The 20581-nt window shown below is 37.1% G+C and carries 10 protein-coding genes; 7 read left to right on the forward strand and 3 right to left on the reverse strand.

Annotated features, from left to right (window positions below):
- Positions 1-62 precede the first annotated feature (62 nt).
- Positions 63-2639, reverse strand: coding sequence for a hypothetical protein (locus tag B3P23_RS14465; RefSeq protein WP_293927380.1), 2577 nt, complete (start codon positions 2637-2639; stop codon positions 63-65).
- A gap of 353 nt (positions 2640-2992) precedes the next feature.
- On the opposite strand from B3P23_RS14465, the gene B3P23_RS14470 reads away from it, so the two are divergent.
- The 5 genes from B3P23_RS14470 to B3P23_RS14490 are packed head-to-tail and all read left to right on the forward strand — an operon-like array spanning position 2993 to position 12788.
- Entirely contained in the window at positions 2993-4459 is a 1467-nt protein-coding gene (locus B3P23_RS14470; protein WP_293927383.1) for a glycoside hydrolase family 76 protein, read from the forward strand.
- A 14-nt stretch (positions 4460-4473) separates the two neighbouring features.
- The gene (locus B3P23_RS14475; RefSeq protein ID WP_293927386.1) at positions 4474-7653 is read left to right on the forward strand and encodes a SusC/RagA family TonB-linked outer membrane protein; all 3180 of its coding nucleotides are present in this window, start codon (positions 4474-4476) and stop codon (positions 7651-7653) included.
- Positions 7654-7684: 31 nt separating this feature from the next.
- Positions 7685-9745, forward strand: a complete 2061-nt coding sequence (locus B3P23_RS14480; RefSeq protein ID WP_293927389.1) for a RagB/SusD family nutrient uptake outer membrane protein — start codon at positions 7685-7687, stop codon at positions 9743-9745.
- Between the two features lie 19 nt (positions 9746-9764).
- Complete coding sequence (locus B3P23_RS14485) at positions 9765-10580, forward strand: DUF3823 domain-containing protein (RefSeq protein ID WP_293927392.1); 816 nt, start codon at positions 9765-9767, stop codon at positions 10578-10580.
- Positions 10581-10613: 33 nt separating this feature from the next.
- Positions 10614-12788, forward strand: a complete 2175-nt coding sequence (locus B3P23_RS14490) for a hypothetical protein (protein WP_293927395.1) — start codon at positions 10614-10616, stop codon at positions 12786-12788.
- Positions 12789-12886: 98 nt separating this feature from the next.
- Here B3P23_RS14490 and B3P23_RS14495 read toward each other — a convergent pair whose 3' ends face one another.
- Together B3P23_RS14495 and B3P23_RS14500 are read right to left on the reverse strand one after the other, a co-directional pair.
- A complete protein-coding gene (locus B3P23_RS14495) occupies positions 12887-13663 on the reverse strand; it encodes a response regulator transcription factor (protein WP_094772470.1) in 777 nt (258 codons plus the stop codon).
- The gene (locus B3P23_RS14500; protein WP_293927398.1) at positions 13660-16818 is read right to left on the reverse strand and encodes a sensor histidine kinase; all 3159 of its coding nucleotides are present in this window, start codon (positions 16816-16818) and stop codon (positions 13660-13662) included. The genes B3P23_RS14495 and B3P23_RS14500 overlap by 4 nt, the downstream gene beginning before the upstream one ends.
- 228 nt (positions 16819-17046) lie before the next feature.
- On the opposite strand from B3P23_RS14500, the gene B3P23_RS14505 reads away from it, so the two are divergent.
- Both B3P23_RS14505 and B3P23_RS14510 read left to right on the forward strand, forming a co-directional pair.
- Positions 17047-18207, forward strand: a complete 1161-nt coding sequence (locus B3P23_RS14505) for an aldose epimerase family protein (protein ID WP_293927401.1) — start codon at positions 17047-17049, stop codon at positions 18205-18207.
- Positions 18208-18507: 300 nt separating this feature from the next.
- A complete protein-coding gene (locus B3P23_RS14510; RefSeq protein ID WP_293927404.1) occupies positions 18508-20556 on the forward strand; it encodes a beta-L-arabinofuranosidase domain-containing protein in 2049 nt (682 codons plus the stop codon).
- The last annotated feature ends 25 nt before the right edge of the window (positions 20557-20581 follow it).

A 20581-nucleotide genomic window follows, 5' to 3' on the forward strand; every position in this document is an offset into this window, starting at 1 on the left:
TATAACCTCAAATCAAATGATTAAGATAATTTGATTTGAGGTTTCAAACCCATAGTATTAATTTAGGCAATATCTTCGAAGTGGAATGGGAAATTTTCTCCCATAATGTTTCTATATTCGCTAGCAAAGCTTTGAAAACGTATACGGGCTTCTTGTGTCAATTTTAAAGCAAGCATTGCCCTAATTTGCATAAATAATACCTGTTCATGGAGTGGATCAAACATAAATATAACTTCAGCCAATGCTATACTATCGTTGTAGGCATGTGCCTCCATACTGTGATAGAGTTCTGCGATTAAAAGTGGTATTATATTTTTCTCCAGATCAGCCTTAGTCGAATCGAAAATAGGTTGATTGGTACTCTGTAAAAACTTTCCCCTTCCTAGTAAATGAATTAACTCATCTCTGTTTTCCGTAATGTTAAGAGATGAAGTCAGTTCCATGCATCTCGTGTAATCACAATAGAAATCGGCATCTTGTTCTATTTTAAAACGTCCTTTTTCATAGCGTAATTCTATTCCATCTAATTCGCTTAATGCTTTTCTTAAATGATTGATCGTCACACCCCTTGAATTTTTGACTTTATCTTCAGATTTGTCTGGCCAAACCAGATGACTCAATAATGCGGACGAAATTCCAGATTCACCCTGGTGTGTCAAAATCAAACAAAAGACTTGTTTCAGTCGGGTGCTAAATAAATGGGAGATATCCTTTTGATTGCGATCAAATACCTTAAATTCTCCAAACAAATAGATTGCATTGGCTCTAGAGTTGTTTTTCCATATAATTGCATCCGTAGTAATGGGTTTTAATTGATCGATGGGGGCTAATGGTTCAGTCTCGATCAACGCATGTTCCTTAGTCCTATCAGCTTCATTTTCGGGTATTGGAAAGGCAGCAGGTCCATCAAATTTCTTTTTCTTTAATCTTTTGATAATACTATAACTTGCTGTTCCGATAAGCGCCCCTAGCAGCACTAAAATCACATACTTTACTTTATTATCCTTTTTTGGATAGTTACTTAACTCAGCTTCTGAGATAGGAGGAGAATTTAAAGAATAGATTTTCAAGGTTGATTTGATATCATCACTTGACTCCTGTACCAAAGCGAGTAGACGACCAAGTTGATGATCATAGTAAAGCTGTGCCCGAGTTGAAATCTTATCCGAGTAGATCAACACGGAGTCACCTAATATTTCATAGCTTCCATCTTGAATTGAAAACCGATAAAGCTTGATTGCTGATCGGGTTAAGTGCTCAGGGTAGCATAAAGCATAGAAATGTGACTGATCGGGAAATACAATTCCTCTTGCAGGTACGACGTGTTTATCTTTCCATGCAATGTCCCACATCTTGGTTACCTTCTTCGTATCTAAGTTAATTTTATAGAGATCATAATAGTATTTTCTTCCCACGATGTGCTCCCCAGATTCGTTGCCCATACCCCCAAAAATATAAGCTGTACGACTATTTTCCATGTAACCAGCCGATAGAAAATAACGGGGAAAGAGTTTCTCTCCTGCAAGATCATCCAATTTTTGCCACTTGGAAGAGTCAATGGCATATTTATAAAATTGGTCACTATAGGACATGTTTCCATACCCTCCGAAGATGTAATATTGCTTTTCTTGCTGATCAAAAAAGAACCCATGGTGATGTAGCTCCTTTTGCACCCGGTCATAGCTTTCAATAGTCCAAGTAAAGTTATCCAGATTAAGACTTGCAACGGTTGGGCCATCATAGGGATAGTTATGATATAATTCATAGACATACAGCTTATTTGCTTTTACATCTAGAAAGTTTGTTGCTTGAATCAAGTCAACAGGGCATTGTTTTTGAAAAGCAACTTTTCGAGTATCATTCGTTTTAATATTATGAATGAATATCGAATCGCGATTGAAATAATAGATTTCTTTTCTGATGTCATGATAAGTAGACCCTGCTTGAGTCGACGAATGAAAGGTGTTCACTAATTTCCACTGGTATGAATCATTGATTAACCATTCCGGATTGGTTACTAATCCATAACTATTTCCTTCAAAGTCATGAACGATATGACCTTCATTTTCTCGTAATGGAAATATATATTTGGTGTTTTTATTTCCAATGGACAGATTTTTAATCCCCATATTCGGTACATCGATCAGGTAATCACTTTTTCCAAAAGTAATGATTGGAAAATAAGGATTAGAAAGTGCAATTTTTTCGGATGAAAAAACTTTGTTTTCTATTTGAAGTTTAAAAATACCCTGTAGGAGATCAAAAGTTAATTTAACCGGAAACCAAGTGTTATTATTTAATAATCGACGATCTATTTTAGCGGTGATCAAACTACTTTTTCCTTCTTCATTTAGTCTGAAGATGCATTGATCTTTTTCTTCATCGTAAAAGAGATTATAAATAGTGTTATTTTCCTTGTTTTGAACTCTGAGGATATTCCCAAGTGAATTAGTCTCATAGATAGATAGTTGAAAGTCAATGTCAAATGATCCTTCAAATGAAATATTTTTTTTCGCAAATACTTCATAAGATGTGCGTTTATCGATTGCATGATGACCTCCGTTAAATTTAAGTCCCTGTGAAAAGGCTAGCGTCGGCAGGAAAAAGTAAATAGCAAAATATATATAATAGAGTCTCATACAGAGCAATCAAAAACTTAAATCAGAAAGGATGGACGCATGATGCCTTTTTAAAAGGCGACTGCATCAAACCTCTAGCTGATTTAATGGTTAGTAACTAATTTGTCAACATCTTAATGCCCTAAAAGTATACAAAAAAACAATCAAATGAAATAAAAGCTTTGTTACATTTTTGCTGATTTTTTGATGTTTTCAATAGGCTATGCCATTAAAATACGGTGGGGTTATGGTTTTATTTTTATGTATTAACCCCTTTTTAACCCTAAAATTAATCGACTCCACGTATCTTGTTCCAGAATTTAATGCTCTCATCATGGGCACAATTCTGACTAATTATAAACCAGATACTTCTTATGAAATTTTTAAGAAAGCTGCAAAGCATTTTTATTCATGCTATGCCACTGTTTGTACAGTTTTGTTTTTTAATGCCTACTCATGCCGCGATGCCAATGGGCAGAAATGGTGAGAATGTGCCAGATTTACAAACTCAAAATTTATTACGTTCGATTCAACTTGTTGACAAATCTGTTTCCACCTATTTTTCAGGTGATGAGATGACCATGGCTAGATTTTACAATCCGGACACCAAAGAGCATTCTACAGAAAGAGGTAGTGTGTGGATGTATACGGCATCTATGGAAGCTGTCAATGCTGTCTTGACAAGTCTTAAGCTCCAAAAGGAAAACGGTAATACAATTTTGTATGATCAACATTATAATCGTTATGTCGATTTGTTAAAGAAACTATTTAATAATGCTGATTATTATCTAGGCACTTTTACGCTGACTTCATTTACACAAGAAAAAGAGTGGGCTGTTTACGCGGTAGACCGTGTTCGGGAAAAAGGTAAAGCGAATGTTGGCGGTATATTGAATGTTTATGATGACCAAATGTGGCTTGTCCGTGAATTATTAGATGCCTATCATCTCACGAATGATCAGATCTTTTTAGAGAAGGCTGAGTATTTGACGGCATATGTACTTGATGGCTGGGATAGTACGCTAGATGATAAAAATAAAGAGCATGGTGGTATTCCTTGGGGACCCGGTTATGTGACCAAGCATGCTTGCAGCAATGGCCCCATGGTTAGCCCTTTAGTATGGCTACATGAAATTTATAAGCATAAATCTGATCAGATCGAGCATCGCTATGTCGATAAAAAAGATAAAAAATCACGCCGTTCCAAAATGGTCAATAAAGGTGATTATTATTTAAGTTTTGCACAAAAAGTTTACGATTGGCAAAAAAGCTATCTTTTAAACAATCAAGGTGTCTATACAGATATGATGGGAGATTGTTCCCCAGATTGTACTATCGCATATGAAACTGTCCATGGAACGAGATACCGAGCAAATACATTCTTGAAAACTGCTGTAGGTCCCTCATTTTCCTATAACAGCGGAACGATGATTTCTGGAGCTGCAGATCTATATCGCGTAACAAAATCAAAAAAATACAGGGAAGATGGTCAATCATTATCTCATGCTAGTTTCCTGTATTTTGCCAAACTAGGAAAACAGATTCCAGCATATTATACTTACGAATCCTCGGGATTCAATAATTGGTTCAACGGTATTCTACTCCGAGGATTCTTTAATATTTATACCTATGATAAAAAAGCGGGAAGTTACATGGACTCTTTTCAAAAGAATCTGGATTATGGTTATGACCACTTCTTGAAGGATGGGTTTTTACCAACAGATTTATTAATGGGTTGGGACAGCGATCAAAACAAAAATAATCTGGAAGGTATGTTTATGTTTACCTATGCTGCGCAATATGCTATTTTATCGCAATACGAATTAGACAAATCGAAATAAACCTAAATAAGACTATGATGATAAAAACATTTAAAATTGGGGGGGCTATAGGGTTTTTACTACTGTTGCTCACACTTTGTGTTCCTATAACAGGTTGGGCACAGCAAGCATCTATCACAGGAAAGGTGCTGGATAGCAGCAATCAACCACTAGCTGGTGTTCTGGTTAGTGTACAAGGAGCAACTGTAAAAACAGAAACAGCGACCAATGAGGACGGCAGTTATTCCATACAGGTTACTGATGGAGCTTCTCTATTATTTAAGTTCATTGGTTATGAGTCCAAAGAAGAAGTTATTGGGGCAAGAAAGACCATTAATGTCATCTTGATGACCGATGAAACTGAATTGGAAACAGTTGTGGTCGTCGGTTACGGGACACAGAAAAAGATGACGTTAACCGGAGCTGTTGCTGGTGTAAAAGGGTCTGAAATGAGACAGACTAAAAATGAAAACCCACAAAATATGCTTGCTGGTCGTATTGCTGGTGTGCGTGTTTGGCAAAAAAGTGCCGAACCAGGTGCATTTAAAGCCAATTTTGATATCCGTGGTATGGGGGCGCCTTTGGTAATTATTGATGGAGTTCCCCGTACTTCCGAAGATTTTCAGCGTCTAAATCCTAGTGATATTGAAGAAGTTTCGGTTTTGAAAGATGGATCTGCGGCAATCTATGGTGTACGGTCGGCAAATGGTGTCGTTTTAGTTACGACAAAAAAGGGAAAAGAAGGCAAAGTATCTATCGGTTATAACGGTTCATTTACCTTCCAAAAGCCTTCTGGAATGCCTTTTTTAGCAAATGCATCTGATGCCATGACGATCTATAACGAAAAGTCGATGAACAACATCAATGGGGGAAGTCTAATTTATACGGAAAAAGATTTTGAAGACTTTCGAAATGGTACCCGCCGTGCCACAGACTGGACTTCACTGATCTTCTCCAAATTTTCACCACAGACACAACATGATATTAATTTTTCTGGAGGAAGCAGTAAAATACAGTATTATATTGGAGGGGGCTATTCCTACCAAGAAGGCTTTTTTAAATCGGGTGATCTCAATTATGATAAGTATAATTTACGGGCCAATATCAGCGCAGAATTAGCTAAAGGACTGAAGTTAGAATTAAATCTAAGTGGTATGGCCGATCAACAGAATAATCCATACACAAGTTCTGTCGATATTATTCGGAACTATTGGAAACAGGGTGTTTTATTTCCAGCTTATGCAGATCCTGAGAATACTAGATTGAATTATGAGGGGCTTGATTTGGAACAAAATACATTAGCAATGATCGACTCCGATGTATCTGGATATCGTAAATATAAAAAGAAGACATTTCAATCCTCTGCAGCATTACATTATGACTTCAGTAATTTATCGCAAGCTCTTACCGGATTCTCAGCTAAAGCATTAATTGGTTATGATTATCGCGTGGATAACAATGCGATCTTTAGAAAAGAATATTACCAATATGCCTATAATGCGGCTACAAATACCTACAATCAAAAATTATATAACCTCAGTAGTCCTAATCAGATGAAAAGAGAGTTTTTTGATAAACAGCAGCTATTGACACAATTTATCGTGAATTATGACCGTACCTTTTCGGAAAAGCATAAAATTGCGGGATTAGTAGGTTGGGAAACACAAAAGAATAATGGAGACAATTTTTATGGTGTTAAGAATTTAGCATTCGGTTCAGATCAATTATTAGCAGGAGTGGAAGATGGCCAGATGACATCGATGTATGGCGGATTGACCGACTATTATGATGAGGCAAAATCGGCCTTAATTGGAAGAGTTAATTATGATTTCGGAGGTCGTTATATTACAGAATTTCAATTTCGATATGATGGCTCATCGCGATTTGCAAAAGGGCATCAATGGGGATTTTTCCCATCAGCATCTGCTGCTTGGCGAATATCAGAAGAACCATTCTTTAAATCTAATAAAGCACTTTCATTTGTCAATCAATTGAAAGTAAGAGCAAGCTATGGTGTGCTTGGAGATGATTTGTCAAGCTCTTGGGATTTTGGTTGGATTCCTGGTTATATCTATCCTGCGACAAGTGGAAATGCCGAGAATGGTTATAACAATCAATATGCACCAGGTTACTTATTTGGAGATAAATTTATTACAGGAGTAAATCGTAAAGCTATTGCCAATGAGCTTATTACGTGGTATAAAGCTAAATCGTTTAATGTTGGTGTAGATTTCGAAGGTTGGAATGGCTTGTTCGGCTTTACATTAGATTATTTCGATCGGGTACGTTCTGGTTTATTCCAGCGTCGTAACAGTGAATTTCCGACTGTCATTGGAACCACAGCACCTTTAGAAAATGTAAATAGTGATCGTCATTTCGGATTAGAACTCGAGTTGAAACACCGTAATAAAATTAATGATTTTTCTTATAACCTTCGTGCCATAGCAACCATTACTCGAAATAAGTATTTGACCGCTGTGCAAAATGGGCCCTATAAAAATTCATATGATCGTTGGAGAAATGATAACTTAAATCAACGTTATCAAGGATTTCAGTTTGGATATGAAGGTGCTGGACGCTATGAGAATTGGGATGATATCCGTAATTATCCGATTTATAAAGAACGTGATCTATTGCCTGGTGATTATAAGTATTTAGATTGGAATGGGGATGGTGAAATTAGTGGCTTGGATGAACATCCATTTGCTTTGGATCAAACTCCTTGGTTAAATTATAGTTTAAATGTGGAAACAGCCTATAAGAATTTTGATTTAAATGTATTGTTGCAAGGATCTGCATTAGGATCAATGGAATATAAAGAGCCTTTGTATTCGATTTGGGGAACAAATGGCGGCGGAACTCTGGAGCAATACGTGGATCGTTGGCACCCCGTAGATCCAACGGCAGATCCTTACGATCCAAGTATCGAATGGGTAAAGGGTTACTACGGTTACACCGGTAGATATCCAAAATCAAACTCATCATTCAATCGTGTGAGTACAGCTTATTTGCGTTTGAAAAGTATTGAATTGGGCTATACTATTTCCAATTTAAGACCATCTTCCAATATGCGCTTACGTCTATTTGCTAATGCTTATAACTTGTTTACGATCACGGGTGTTAAGTTTGTTGATCCAGAGCATCCAGATGATGATTTAGGTCGGATGTACCCGCTCAATAAAACCTATTCTTTAGGTCTATCCCTTACATTTTAATCGGTTAATGATGTATAAAAATTTAAATCACATGAAAAAAATATTGATCATATTATCTCTTTTTGGATCGTTAGGTCTTGCTGGTTGTACCGATTTGGACATTACACCAAAAAATATTGTTACTGATGAGGATCTATTGACTACTCCCGCTGGGATGGATATCTACATGGCTAGGATGTATAGTTTAATGCCTTTCGAAGATTTTAAATATATGGCCGAATGGGGTATTGAATTTAATGGCTGGTTAGCTTCTAATGGAATTGAAGGTACTGGAGAGGCTGTCAATAGGGATGGAATCACCCGATCTTTTACGGGAGAAAGAACACCGTACTGGGGTAGGGCTTTTGAATTGATACGCGATGCCAATCATCTGATTGAGACTTTGCCTAATTATAAAGATAAATTTTCACAAGAAATCTATAATCATTATTTGGGTGAAGCTTATTATGTACGAGCAACTGCTTTTTATGCTATGGCACGCAGATTTGGTGGTATACCTTTGGTCACTAAGGTTATTCAATATCCTGCTTCATCTGCCGATCTTGAAGTGGCAAGATCGAGTGAAGAAGATACTTGGAATCAAATTCTGAAAGATTATAACGAAGCTATTCAGCTCATGTTGCCTAAAAGCTTGAAATCTGGATATTCCAATAAATATGTGGCTTTGGCTTTTAAATCTGAGGCGATGCTATATGCTGGAAGTGTCGCGAAATATAATGAAACTGTATCTGGAAGATTAACAGGACTCGGACAAAAAACTGGAGTGCGTGTTATTGGTTTTGATCCTTCAAACTGGAAAGCCGCTTCTCAAAAATATTTTTTAGAGGCTTATCAGGCAGCACGAACGGTTATGGCAGAGGGAGGTTATGCACTCTATAAGAAAAAGTGGCAAGCGAATGATGCAGAAGCACAGTATCAAAATATGGTCGATATGTTTAGTGATCTGAGTAGTCCTGAAAATATTTATGTCAAAGAATATCTTTTTCCGACAACCACACATAGTTTTGATGCTTTCAGTTCTCCGTTTATATTTCGATCGCCATTATCAGCAGGAACCTGTCCTACAGTAGATTTTTTAGAGCTTTTCGACGGTTTTGACAAATATCCGAATGGTACTTTAAAAGTGACTTCAGGAAATACGAATGCTGAGGGTGATTATTTGCTGTATGACAAACCGATGGATTTGTTTAAGAATGCAGAACCTCGTTTAAGAGCTTATGTCATTTTTCCAAATGATATATTTAGAGGAAAGTCGATAGAAGTTCGTGCAGGAATTTACACGGGTCAGCTTCCAATAAAACCATTATTTAATAATTATACGTATGCTACTGCAGATACCCGTTATCAGCAACTCAGTGCCTATACCGCAAATCCTAAAACATTGTATTTGAGTCCAAGAGATGGTGGTGGTCAAGAGACTGTTGAATATCAGGGACAGCACATGCCTGCGGCTGGGGCAAATGGTCCATTTTATGATAATGGTGAAGCTACGCTTACTGGATTTTATATACGCAAATGGTTAAATACCAATTCGTCCAAAGAAATTGGTGAGGGAAAATCTGATCAACCTTTTATTTTGATGCGTTATGCTGAAATATTATTAAATGCAGCAGAGGCTGCGGTAGAATTAAATATGCTTGGAGCAACAGCACCTGATGGAAGTGATTTCTTGCAAGTAGCAACATCTGCGGTAAATGAAATTCGCGAACGTGCAGGAGCAAAATTGTTGACGACTTCTATTGTCGGAAATAATAATGGACGAAACATCGTGCGAAAAGAACGACGTAAAGAGTTAGCATTTGAACACAAAGCGAAATGGGATTTACGTCGATGGAGAGTTTTACATTATGAAGGGAGAGACGATTTTTGGGGTGAAACTAAAGACAAAAATCAATATAGTAATAATGAGAATTTCCGTTTTAGAGGACTTTATCCCTTTTTCTCAACAGCATCAGGTAAGTATTTCTTTGATGCTAGGTTTCAGTGGGTAAGTACCAAAACATTTTCTTACACCCCATTGGATTATTATTTTGAGATTCCTGGAGGAGAGGTCGCAAAAAGTGCTGTCATCGATCAACAGCCAAATCGCTAATATTAAAAATAACAGAAAGATGAAAAATAGATTTTTTAGTATAGTAGGTATGTTGCTTTTATTAAGCTCATGCAATCTGTTTAAGGAAGACAATTATGAGATTCCGGCAGTGACATTAAAAGGCGAAGTTGTCGATGCCCAAACGGGAGAAAGTGTATTGACTGATCAAGGCAGTGAGGGTATTCGCGTTCGATTGACCGAGCTAAGCTGGGGTGACAATGTCGAACACAATCCAGATTTTTATTGTATGCCTGATGGTACCTTTCAACATACCAAGTTGTTCAAAGGTAATTATAATATAACAGTAGATGGTCCATTTATACCTTTAGTTCGCAAGGATGTGAATAATACCATCTTATCGGATGATAGTAAGAATATGGAGTTGAATGGTACACACGAAGTCAAGATGGAAGTACATCCATTCTTGAAGATCGAGTGGGTAGGAGAACCTGTTGTCAGTAACGGGAAAATTAGTGCTCAGATTCGTGTAACACGCGGTATCAATGAGCAATTTTTTAAAGATAAGATCGAACCTTTAGGTAACTATAGTGCTGATTTTTTCAATATTACGGATGTTCAATTTTTTGTGAGTTATTCTTCTACTGTTGGTTATCGTGCTCGCGATGAGCGTTGGTCAAGTAAGATCGAATATAGCGGACGTAATTTTGATCCATTACTTGGACAAGTCATTAAACTGGAGTCAGTAGGAGAAATCCCAGCTGGACGTACCGTTTTTGTACGAGGAGCTTCTCGAATTAATTATGATACACCCAGAGGAAGTGGTACAAGACGATGGAATTATAACGAAGCAAAAAGAGTCGATATTCCGCAATAAGGATGGATTTAACTATACTTATATGTATTCAATATGAAAAAAACGAGCATATTAATAGCTTTGTTAGCGGCTTCGGCTTCGGTTACTGCCCAAGTAAAAGATCCAGTAAAAACTACTTTTCAAAGTTCAAGGGAGTGGCGTCCAACGATTGATAATAGAGCAGATGCCGTCATGATCTATGGTACAGGAGGAAATCCATCGGATAAATCCAAAAGAATTCCTTTTGAAGAAAGAGTAAAAACCTGGCAGGACAAGGGATATATTACGCACTTTATGACAGGTATTGCTTGGGGCGAATATCAGGACTATTTTACGGGTAAGTGGGATGGAAAGATGCATCTTGATGAAGGCCAAGTTGACGTAAAAGGAGATACCATATGGCATGGACATATGGTACCTTATATCGTTCCAACGGATAATTATCTAAAATATATTAAGGAAATGCATGTCAAGCGCGTTATTGATGCAGGTATTGACGCTATTTTTATGGAGGAACCCGAATTTTGGGCTAGAGCGGGGTACAGTGAATCATTTAAACGTGAATGGAAAAAATATTATGGTTTTGAGTGGAGGCCACAACATGAGTCTCCGGAAAATACTTACCTGGCCAATAAATTGAAGTATTGGTTGTATTTCAATGCCCTAAATGAAGTATTTACGTATGCTAAAGCGTATGGGAAATCAAAAGGAATGGATGTTAAATGTTATGTGCCGACACATTCTTTAATTAACTATTCGCAGTGGATGATTGTAAGTCCTGAAGCAAGTTTAGCTTCGTTGCCCGTTGTTGACGGTTATATCGCACAAGTCTGGACCGGAACCTCTCGTGAACCAAATTATTTTAACGGCGTTGTGAAGGAGCGTGTTTTCGAAACCGCATTTTTAGAATATGGATCAATGGAGTCCATGACTGCACCAACTGGCCGTAAGATGTTTTTCTTGACCGATCCCATAGAAGATTGGCCAAGAGATTGGGTCGATTATAAGAAAAATTATCAAGCGACTTTTACGGCACAATTGTTATATCCGAATATTGCAGATTATGAAGTCATGCCTTGGCCTGAAAGGATCTATGAAGGTTTATATAAAACCAGCATGAATAGTGATACCAAAGCTAAAATTCCAAAAGATTATGCTACGCAGATGCAAGTGATGATCAATACCTTGAATCAGATGCCAAAATCTAAAAACCAAGTTTCTGGCTCTTCAGGAATCAGTATTTTATTGGCAAACTCGCTCATGTTTCAGCGCTTTCCAACACATGCAGGATATGACGATCCACAGTTAGCTAATTTTTATGGCCTGGCACTGCCATTTCTAAAAAGGGGAGTTCCTGTAAAAACAGTTCATATTGAAAATTTAAGTTTCAAAGAAGCTTTAACAGACACCAAGGTTCTATTGATGTCCTATGCTAATATGAAGCCCTTAAGCCCCGAAGCACATCAGCATTTGGCCGATTGGGTAAAATCGGGTGGTGTGCTGGTATATAGTGGTACTGATCTTGATCCTTTCCAGACTGTTCAAGAGTGGTGGAATACGGAAGGCAATCATTATACGAGCCCGGCAGATCATTTGTTTGAAAAAATGAATATTGAGGGAGCCGCAAAGGAGGGAAGATATAACTATGGCCAAGGTTCGGTGCATATTTTACGAACAGACCCAAAAGATTATGTATTAAAACCGAATAATACAGAGCAATTGCTAGCTGTAGTCAAAGATTTATACGAAACAAAAGCTAAGGGTGGAAAATTACAATTTAAGAATAACTTTTTTCTCACCCGTGGTGTGTATGATTTAATTGCAGTTTTAGATGAAAGTGTCGATGCTAAACCCTATCAGATCAAGGGAAATTTAATAGATCTTTTTGACCCTAAGTTACCCATTTATACCAGTCGGGATGTACAAGCTGGAGAGCAATGTTTCTTTTTAAATCTAGATCGTATCCAAGATAAGCAGAAGCCTCAGGTGCTAGCAGCAGCTAGTAGAATATATGATGAGAAGATAGATGCATATCATTATTCTTTTATTGCTAAAAGTCCTATTCAGACCACTCATATTTCACGTATATTATTACCTAGAAAGCCAAAAAGCATCCTCGTCAATCAGCAAGAAGTATTTACTGAATTGAATTGGGATCAAAAAACGAAAACATATTTGCTCGGATTTGAAAATGATCCTCAAGGAGTAGCTGTAGCCATTAAATGGTAGTTTTTAACGAATAGAGCACTCCGTTGCTTTTGATTAAAAGCTAAAGATTATTTTTCGAAGACCTCATGCGTTTCACATGAGGTCTTTTTTGTGTTTGGTTAAGAATGCAGTTTTTGCTGATCTAAGAATTCAGATGGACTTACTCCAAATTGCTTTTGAAAGTTACGTGAAAAATGAGTGGCAGAGCTGTAACCCAGTAAATTGGAGATTTCATAGATTTTGAATTTTCGTTGTGCTAGCAATTCTGCGGCTTTTCGCAGCCGTGTCAGGTTAATTAATTCATTAGGAGATAGGCTCGAAACAACATTGATTTTTCGATAGAGTGTTGGTCTGCTCATACACAAGATATCGGCCATGCGGTCCACATTGAATTTCGGATCCTCCAAGTGAAGCTGAATAATATCATCCACTTTCTGTAGAAATTCCTGATCACTTGGATTTTGTCCGATACTTTGTATCTGTGATAGCGGATTACTCACGAAAAAAGCTTTTACTTTAAGCCTATTTTTTAGCAGACTAGCGATTTGAGCCTTTAGAAAAGCAGGCGAAAATGGCTTTTCAATGTAAGCATCAGCACCAAACTCCAAGCCTTGTATTTTCGATTCGATGCTGTTTTTCGCCGTCAGTAAAATGACCGGAATATGCGAGTATGCCATATTTTCTTTGATATGTTGACACAATTCATATCCATCCATTTCCGGCATCATCACATCGCTAATAATTAAATCAAAATTATCCGATTCCATCAGTTTCAAGGCTTCTACACCATTGTTGCTGGTTTGAACATGGTATTCTTCACAGAGATCATCCGCAATAAATTCCAGCAATTCTTGATGATCGTCGATTAATAAGATATTGGCTTTTGCATTTTTCATGATGATATTGAGCTTTGATTTAAAGGTATTGTTAATACAAATATGTTGAGGCAAGATTCGTCCGTGTGATAGACTATTGTACCTTGATGCTTTAAGGTGAGTGATTTTGTTAGGGCAAGTCCCAGTCCACTTCCAGAAATGCTTTTACTTCGCTTTACGCGATTAAAAGGTTCAAAAATGTGATCTTGATCTGCAGTAGGAATAATCGGACCATCATTCTTGATAGTCAGTATAAATGCATTTTTGTATGGATCACTTTTCAAACAAATTGTGATGTGTCGATCCGCATATTTTAATGCATTGTTAAGCAGATTATAACAAATTTTCTCGAAAGCATCCCGATCAATGAAAGCCGTGATATTTGGATCAATATCCTGATTAAGGACCCGGTTTTGGGCGATCAAGGTGATCAAAAAGTTATTGATGATTTCCTGTAAGATGAGACTGACATGTTGTGAATCAAAGTTTAATTTAAATCCTTCAGCCTCTACTTTTCTGAAATCCAATAATTGATTGCTCAGATCGATGAGCTTATTCGTATTATTTTCCATCGTCTGCAACAGTTTATCTATCGCAGGATTGCGGTCCACTTTATCCATTAATTTTTCCAATGGTGCTTTGATCAGCGTTAAGGGTGTTCGAATTTCATGGGCAACATCGGTATAAAAATTGATTTTAGATCGATACAATTCATGATCTCTAAGATTTTGTATGGTCAAGATATGTTGCCTGTTGCGCTGTTTTATTTTTTCATTAAAATGATGGATGATAAAAGCGACCAGTCCAATGATAATAAGTCCATATATGAAATATGCAGGTAGGCTTGCCCAGATGGGCGGCAATATTTCTATTTTTAACGTTTTAAGTTGTGGAATTGCTAGCCCATTGGGATCTTCAGCTTTAATCATAAACGTATATTTTCCTGGCGCCAGTTTGGTAAAATATGCGCGTGGATTCCCTTTGATATGATTCCATTTGTCATCTACTCCCTCCATTTTATAGCTGTAGCTTATAGAGTGCGGAGCCTGGTAATGTAGAGCTGCAAAATCGAGGCTAAACGAAGATTCGTCGTGCTTCAGCTGAATATTTTCTGTAAATAAAATTGATTTTTTCAGAATCGTAGAATCATCTGTTTGGTTTACTTCTCGATTATTGACCGTAAGATCTGTAATAAAAATAGGAGTTGTTGTGGAATAATTGATGGCATTGAGCCGCTCTGGTCTAAATCGAATCAAACCATTGATGGAGCCAAAATAGAAGTTTCCATTTTCATCATCGAACGATGAATTGTAATTGAATTGAAGCGTTGGTAAACCAGACTCCATATTATAAGTTCTTATTTTTTGATTTTTTGGATTATATCTAACCAATCCTTTTGAAGTCGCGATCCACATATTGTTTTGGTTATCTTCCAAAAATGATAAGATAACATTGCTGGGCATTCCATTTTGCATATTGATGCATTTAAATCCATTGTTATGGATTTCTTTCTTGGCCACTCCACCCTCTGTAGCGATCCAAAGCTGCTTGTTGGAATCTTCAAATAAACTATTGATCCGATTGTTCGGTAGTGCTTTGGGGTCATTGCTTTGATGCGTATAATGTTTAAAGTATTTGGTCTTCGGGTTATAGCAAAATAAACCATCACGCCACGTTCCAATCCAGATATTACCTTCAAAATCTTCCAATATGCACGTGTAAAAAATATAATCAGGTACATTTTTGATTAAGAAAAATTGCTTGGTATCCAGGTCAAACCGGTACAGACCTCGAGTCGAAGCGGCTAAAATATCACCATTTTTTGTTTGATAAAGATGAAATATAAAATTACTTTCAAGTTCAGAATTTCGATAACTATTTCGATCTAAATGGTGAGTAACCTGTAATCTTTTTAGATCAAATATATCAAGACCATTGACAAAAGCGCCAATTAATAATTGATCTTTAATTGGTAGTAGTCCATGAATATTATTATTCGCCAATGCGCTATTTTGACTGGTGAAATTTTGGATCGTATGGGTTGAAAGATCCCATTTTGAGATTCCTCCGTTTTCAGTACCCATCCAAATATTTCCCTGTTTGTCTTTTTTTATCGCTCGTACAACAGATCCTTGCAGGTTTGATGGTTGATCACCAGGTAAAATTTTCTCAATAATACTATTATGTGCATGATAATAATTGAGACCACCAAAATAAGTACCTAGCCATATTCCTTTATCTTTGTCTTGAAGTATATTATAGATCGCATCATCAGAAATCCCCCATTGATTATGCTTTTCCTTTCGTAAATTTAGGAATGTTTGATTCGCTATTTGATAGATAAATAATCCAGATTCGGTGGCAAACCAATATTCATGATCATTTGGTTGTATAATATCGCGCACATACAAAAATTGTTTCAATTGCTTATGACCTAGTATAGACGTGATGTTTTTTTGTTTTCCATCATATAAAAAAACACCTGCTTTTGAAGTTCCGATCAATAATTCTCCGGTTTTTGTTTCGACAATTTTCTCGATGCTATACCAATCTTTCTTTTCAAATGTACTGGTAAAGTCCAGAAATATATGAAGTTTGTCCCGTTCATCAACTTCATAGATCACGCCTTCCGGAGTGCCAAAGTATAATTTTCCTGTACCTGTGCTGCATATCGAGGTGATGTATAGATCTGAATAGGTGATTTGTTTTGTTTTCTTGTTCACGAGGTTATGCACATATAACATACCATTGGAAATAAACCATAGTCTGTGCTTACGATCAGTGGTGATCACCGGGACTTCCGTACTTCGAAATTTCTCATCCAATATTTTAAATCTTTCATAAATCGGATCATAAGAATAAATTCCTTGATCCGTACCGATCCACATGTTCTTTTGATCATCTTCTTTGAGAGAAATAATTGAATTGCTCCCAAGACTATGTGGATTTTGCTGGGATGAGGTAAACTGTTTAAAGCTATTTCCATCAAAACGATTTAAACCATCTTTAGTACCAAACCATAAAAATCCATAACTATCTTGCATACTGCAGATCACTGCATTATTAGACAATCCTTCATTTATTTGGTAATGATTGAAATAATAAGGTTGAGCATAGGTATTCGTACAAAATAAAAGATAGGCCAAATAAAGAAGCAACAGTTTAATTTTTATCATGTCTATAATTGGTAATTGATACAAAACAGCAACATTATGAAACGATTTCGATGATCAATATTTTCTAAATTTAGGATTTTAGTACTTGCAAAGATGAAGATAAAAAATATAAAAGTAAATCATAACTTTTATATACAATTATTTCATTTATTGATCAACTAAATCGCTTAACTTGATCAATAGTATTCCCATTATAAACCTTAATCAAGCCATCAAAATAAAGTAAATATGAAGATAAAAATAAAGTATATCGGTGTGGTCAGTATCCTTTTTGTTGTAGTAGGGTGTCAGCAAAAGAATGCCACTAAGGCTAAGGATGAACCCGCGATGACTATGCACATGGATAGCAACGCATTTGCAGGGAAAATAAATGATCAAGAGGTGCATTTATTTGAATTGAAAAATAAACAGGGAGTGCAGGCCTATTTGACCAATTTTGGAGCCCGTATTGTCGGTCTTTGGGTACCGGATAAACAGGGTAATTTGCGGGATGTCGTTTTAGGTTTTGCAAAAGCAAGTGATTATCATAACCCGGCCGAACCGTATTTTGGAACAATTGTCGGTCCATTTGGAAACCGGATCGCAAAAGGAACGTTTCAATTGGATGGACATGCTTACCAATTAGCCGTTAACAATGGTGTCAATACTTTACACGGCGGTTTTAATGGCGTTCATTTTGCCAATTGGACAGTAAAAGCTAAAAATGATTCATCGATCACATTTGCCTATACTTTACCAGATCGATCAGAAGGATTTCCTGGAAATATAGCGATGCAAGTAACCTACGCTCTAAATGAACAAAATGAATTGACTATTGCTTATCAGGCACAGTCGGATAAGAAAACAGTAATAAACCTCACCAATCATGCATATTTTAACTTAAATGGAGAAGGTAGTGGCTCCATATTAAATCATCAGATTAAACTATATGCTGATGAATTTACACCCGTTGATAGCACGTTGATTCCAACAGGAAAACTGGAGAAAGTAATCGGAACACCTTTTGACTTTACCGTCAAAAAAGCAATTGGTCGAGATATGAATGCTCATGATCGCCAGCTGTCTTATGGAAAGGGATATGATCATAATTTTGTTTTAAATAAACAAAAAGAAGGAGACTGGTATAAGGCAGCTCAAGTGGTAGGCGATCAATCCGGAATTGTGATGGATATTTTGACCGAAGAACCAGGAATTCAATTTTATAGTGGCAATTTTATGAATGAAAAAGTCCAGTTAAAAAATGGTAAAAAAGACTCGTTCAGAACGGCATTTTGTTTAGAGCCACAACATTTTCCAGATTCCCCCAATCAACCTAATTTTCCTTCAACAGTGTTACTTCCCGGTCAGATCTATAAGACAAAATCGCTGTATCGATTTTCCGTTCAGTGATGAGCGCTGTTTTTTCAATCATCGAACCAAACACTTTTCCTATAAAGGAAAGTGCTTTTTCAGGTATTCATTGGAAAAGGTTTTACCTGATATCAGCAAATGATACAAATACGCACATTATTGAGAAGATAAGCAAGCTAAATTGCCCTGTTAAATCTTAAATTTGGATAACCAGTAATTAAACACAGTAACCTAATAAGAGGTCCATTATTATTACTCATATACCAGTATTAAAAATGTGTGGAGTAGGAACATAGAATAACTTAAAAACGAGTTGTTGGTTCCAAAATTAAACTTGTTATGATCACAAAAAAAATAGTTTTTTTAGTTTTTTCAGTATCTATTTGGATTTCGACATCCGCTCAAAAAGGATCTGTTGCAGTTGTTGAACAGTTGCCTGTAAACGGGAAAAACAGCAATTATATCAATAATAGGTTACCACTAAAGCAAAATGTACTACTCAAAATTCCTGTAGGTAATATTGTTCCTATGGGTTGGCTGGGTAAATATTTAGCATTGCAAAAAGAGGGATTGACAGGGCATTTAGGAGAGATCAGTGCTTGGTTGTCCAAGAAAAATAATGCCTGGTTGAGTCCCGATGGCAAAGGTGATTTTGGATGGGAAGAAGTTCCCTATTGGTTAAAAGGGTATGCGCATCTGGGCTATATCTTAAAAGATCCTAAAATTTTGGCTGAATCTAAAATTTGGTTAGAAGGCGCTATTCAAAGTCAGCGTCCCGATGGCTACTTTGGTCCTTTGATCCTAAGGAACAATAAGCCCGATTTATGGGGCAATATGATCATGCTTTGGTGCCTACAATCTTATTATGAATACAGTCCTGATCCTCGGGTACTCGATCTGATGACCAAATATTTCAAATGGCAGCTGCAACTTCCAGATAGCTTCTTTTTAAAGGATTATTGGGAGAATAGCCGTGGCGGAGACAATTTGCTGTCCGTATACTGGTTATACAATCGCACCCAAGGAAATGAATGGCTGATGCAATTGGCTGATAAAATTCACCGCAATACCGCAAATTGGAAACAGATGAATGATTTACCCAATTGGCATAATGTGAATGTTGCACAATGTTTTCGTGAGCCAGCAACTTATTATTTAAAAAGTCAATCTCCAGATGATTTGAAAGCTACCTACGACAATTTTCATTTTGTCAGACAGGTGTTTGGGCAGGTACCTGGTGGTATGTTTGGAGCGGATGAAAATGCCCGTCCAGGTTATACCGATCCACGACAAGGAGTCGAAACCTGTGGGATGGTCGAGCAGATGGCTTCCAATGAAATTTTACTAGGTATCACTGGAGATCCTTTTTGGGCAGATCACGCAGAAGATGTCGCATTCAACACCTATCCTGCAGCAGTAACCGCAGATTTTAAGGCATTACGTTATATTACAAGTCCCAATATGAGTTTGAGCGATAGTCGCAACCATGCTCCGGGGATTGATAATAGTGGACCATTTTTGATGATGAATCCCTTTAGTTCCAGATGTTGCCAGCATAATCATAGCCAAGGTTGGCCCTACTATGCCGAACACCTATATATGGGCACAAATGATAATGGGGTCGCAGCAGTGCTTTATGCAGCATCCAAAGCAGACGTGAAAGTCGCTAATAATCAACGTGTACATATTCAGCAAGAAACCAATTATCCATTCGACGAGACGATTTCATTTAAAATAACAACAACGTCCAAGCAAGTAGAGTTTCCCTTTTATCTGCGCATTCCTGCCTGGACAAAAGATATGAAGCTTAAAATCAATGGTAAAACTACTGATATCGTCGGCAATGGAAAGTATATCAAAGTAGATCGTATGTGGAAAGATGGTGATCTGATGGAGTTGGTCTTGCCTATGGAAATCCAAGTTAAACAATGGGCTGCAAATAAAAACTCGGTCAGTATCAATCGAGGACCGTTGACCTACGCTTTGAAAATAAAAGAAAATTATATACAGAAAGACAGTAAGCAATCGGCTATAGGGGATTCCAAATGGCAAGAGACTGCTGATCCGTCCAAATGGCCTTCTTTTGAAATACTTCCGCAGAGCGATTGGAACTATGGGTTAGTACCCGAGCAATTGACAGATTTAAAGCAATTAAAAGTAGTAAAAAAAGCCTGGCCAAAAGATGGATTTCCCTTTGAAGCCCATGCTGTACCCATTTCAATTCTGGTGAAAGCGAAGATAATACCCGAATGGAAGATCGATGCGCATGGACTGACTGCTGTGTTGCCTCTCAGTCCAGTAAGTACCGAAACAAAAATACAGGAAGTGGAATTGATTCCAATGGGAGCAGCACGATTACGGATCGCAGCTTTTCCAACTGTAAAATAGTAATAGATAGATTTTAATGATTACA

Source organism: Sphingobacterium sp. UBA6320 (assembly GCF_002440335.1).
GTDB lineage: Bacteria > Bacteroidota > Bacteroidia > Sphingobacteriales > Sphingobacteriaceae > Sphingobacterium.

Coding starts and splice junctions, on each gene's coding strand:
- B3P23_RS14465 (WP_293927380.1), bottom strand. CDS start 2,639: ATGAGACTCTATTATATATATTTTGCTATTTACTTTTTCCTGCCGACG.
- B3P23_RS14470 (WP_293927383.1), top strand. CDS start 2,993: ATGAAATTTTTAAGAAAGCTGCAAAGCATTTTTATTCATGCTATGCCA.
- B3P23_RS14475 (WP_293927386.1), top strand. CDS start 4,474: ATGATGATAAAAACATTTAAAATTGGGGGGGCTATAGGGTTTTTACTA.
- B3P23_RS14480 (WP_293927389.1), top strand. CDS start 7,685: ATGAAAAAAATATTGATCATATTATCTCTTTTTGGATCGTTAGGTCTT.
- B3P23_RS14485 (WP_293927392.1), top strand. CDS start 9,765: ATGAAAAATAGATTTTTTAGTATAGTAGGTATGTTGCTTTTATTAAGC.
- B3P23_RS14490 (WP_293927395.1), top strand. CDS start 10,614: ATGAAAAAAACGAGCATATTAATAGCTTTGTTAGCGGCTTCGGCTTCG.
- B3P23_RS14495 (WP_094772470.1), bottom strand. CDS start 13,663: ATGAAAAATGCAAAAGCCAATATCTTATTAATCGACGATCATCAAGAA.
- B3P23_RS14500 (WP_293927398.1), bottom strand. CDS start 16,818: ATGATAAAAATTAAACTGTTGCTTCTTTATTTGGCCTATCTTTTATTT.
- B3P23_RS14505 (WP_293927401.1), top strand. CDS start 17,047: ATGAAGATAAAAATAAAGTATATCGGTGTGGTCAGTATCCTTTTTGTT.
- B3P23_RS14510 (WP_293927404.1), top strand. CDS start 18,508: ATGATCACAAAAAAAATAGTTTTTTTAGTTTTTTCAGTATCTATTTGG.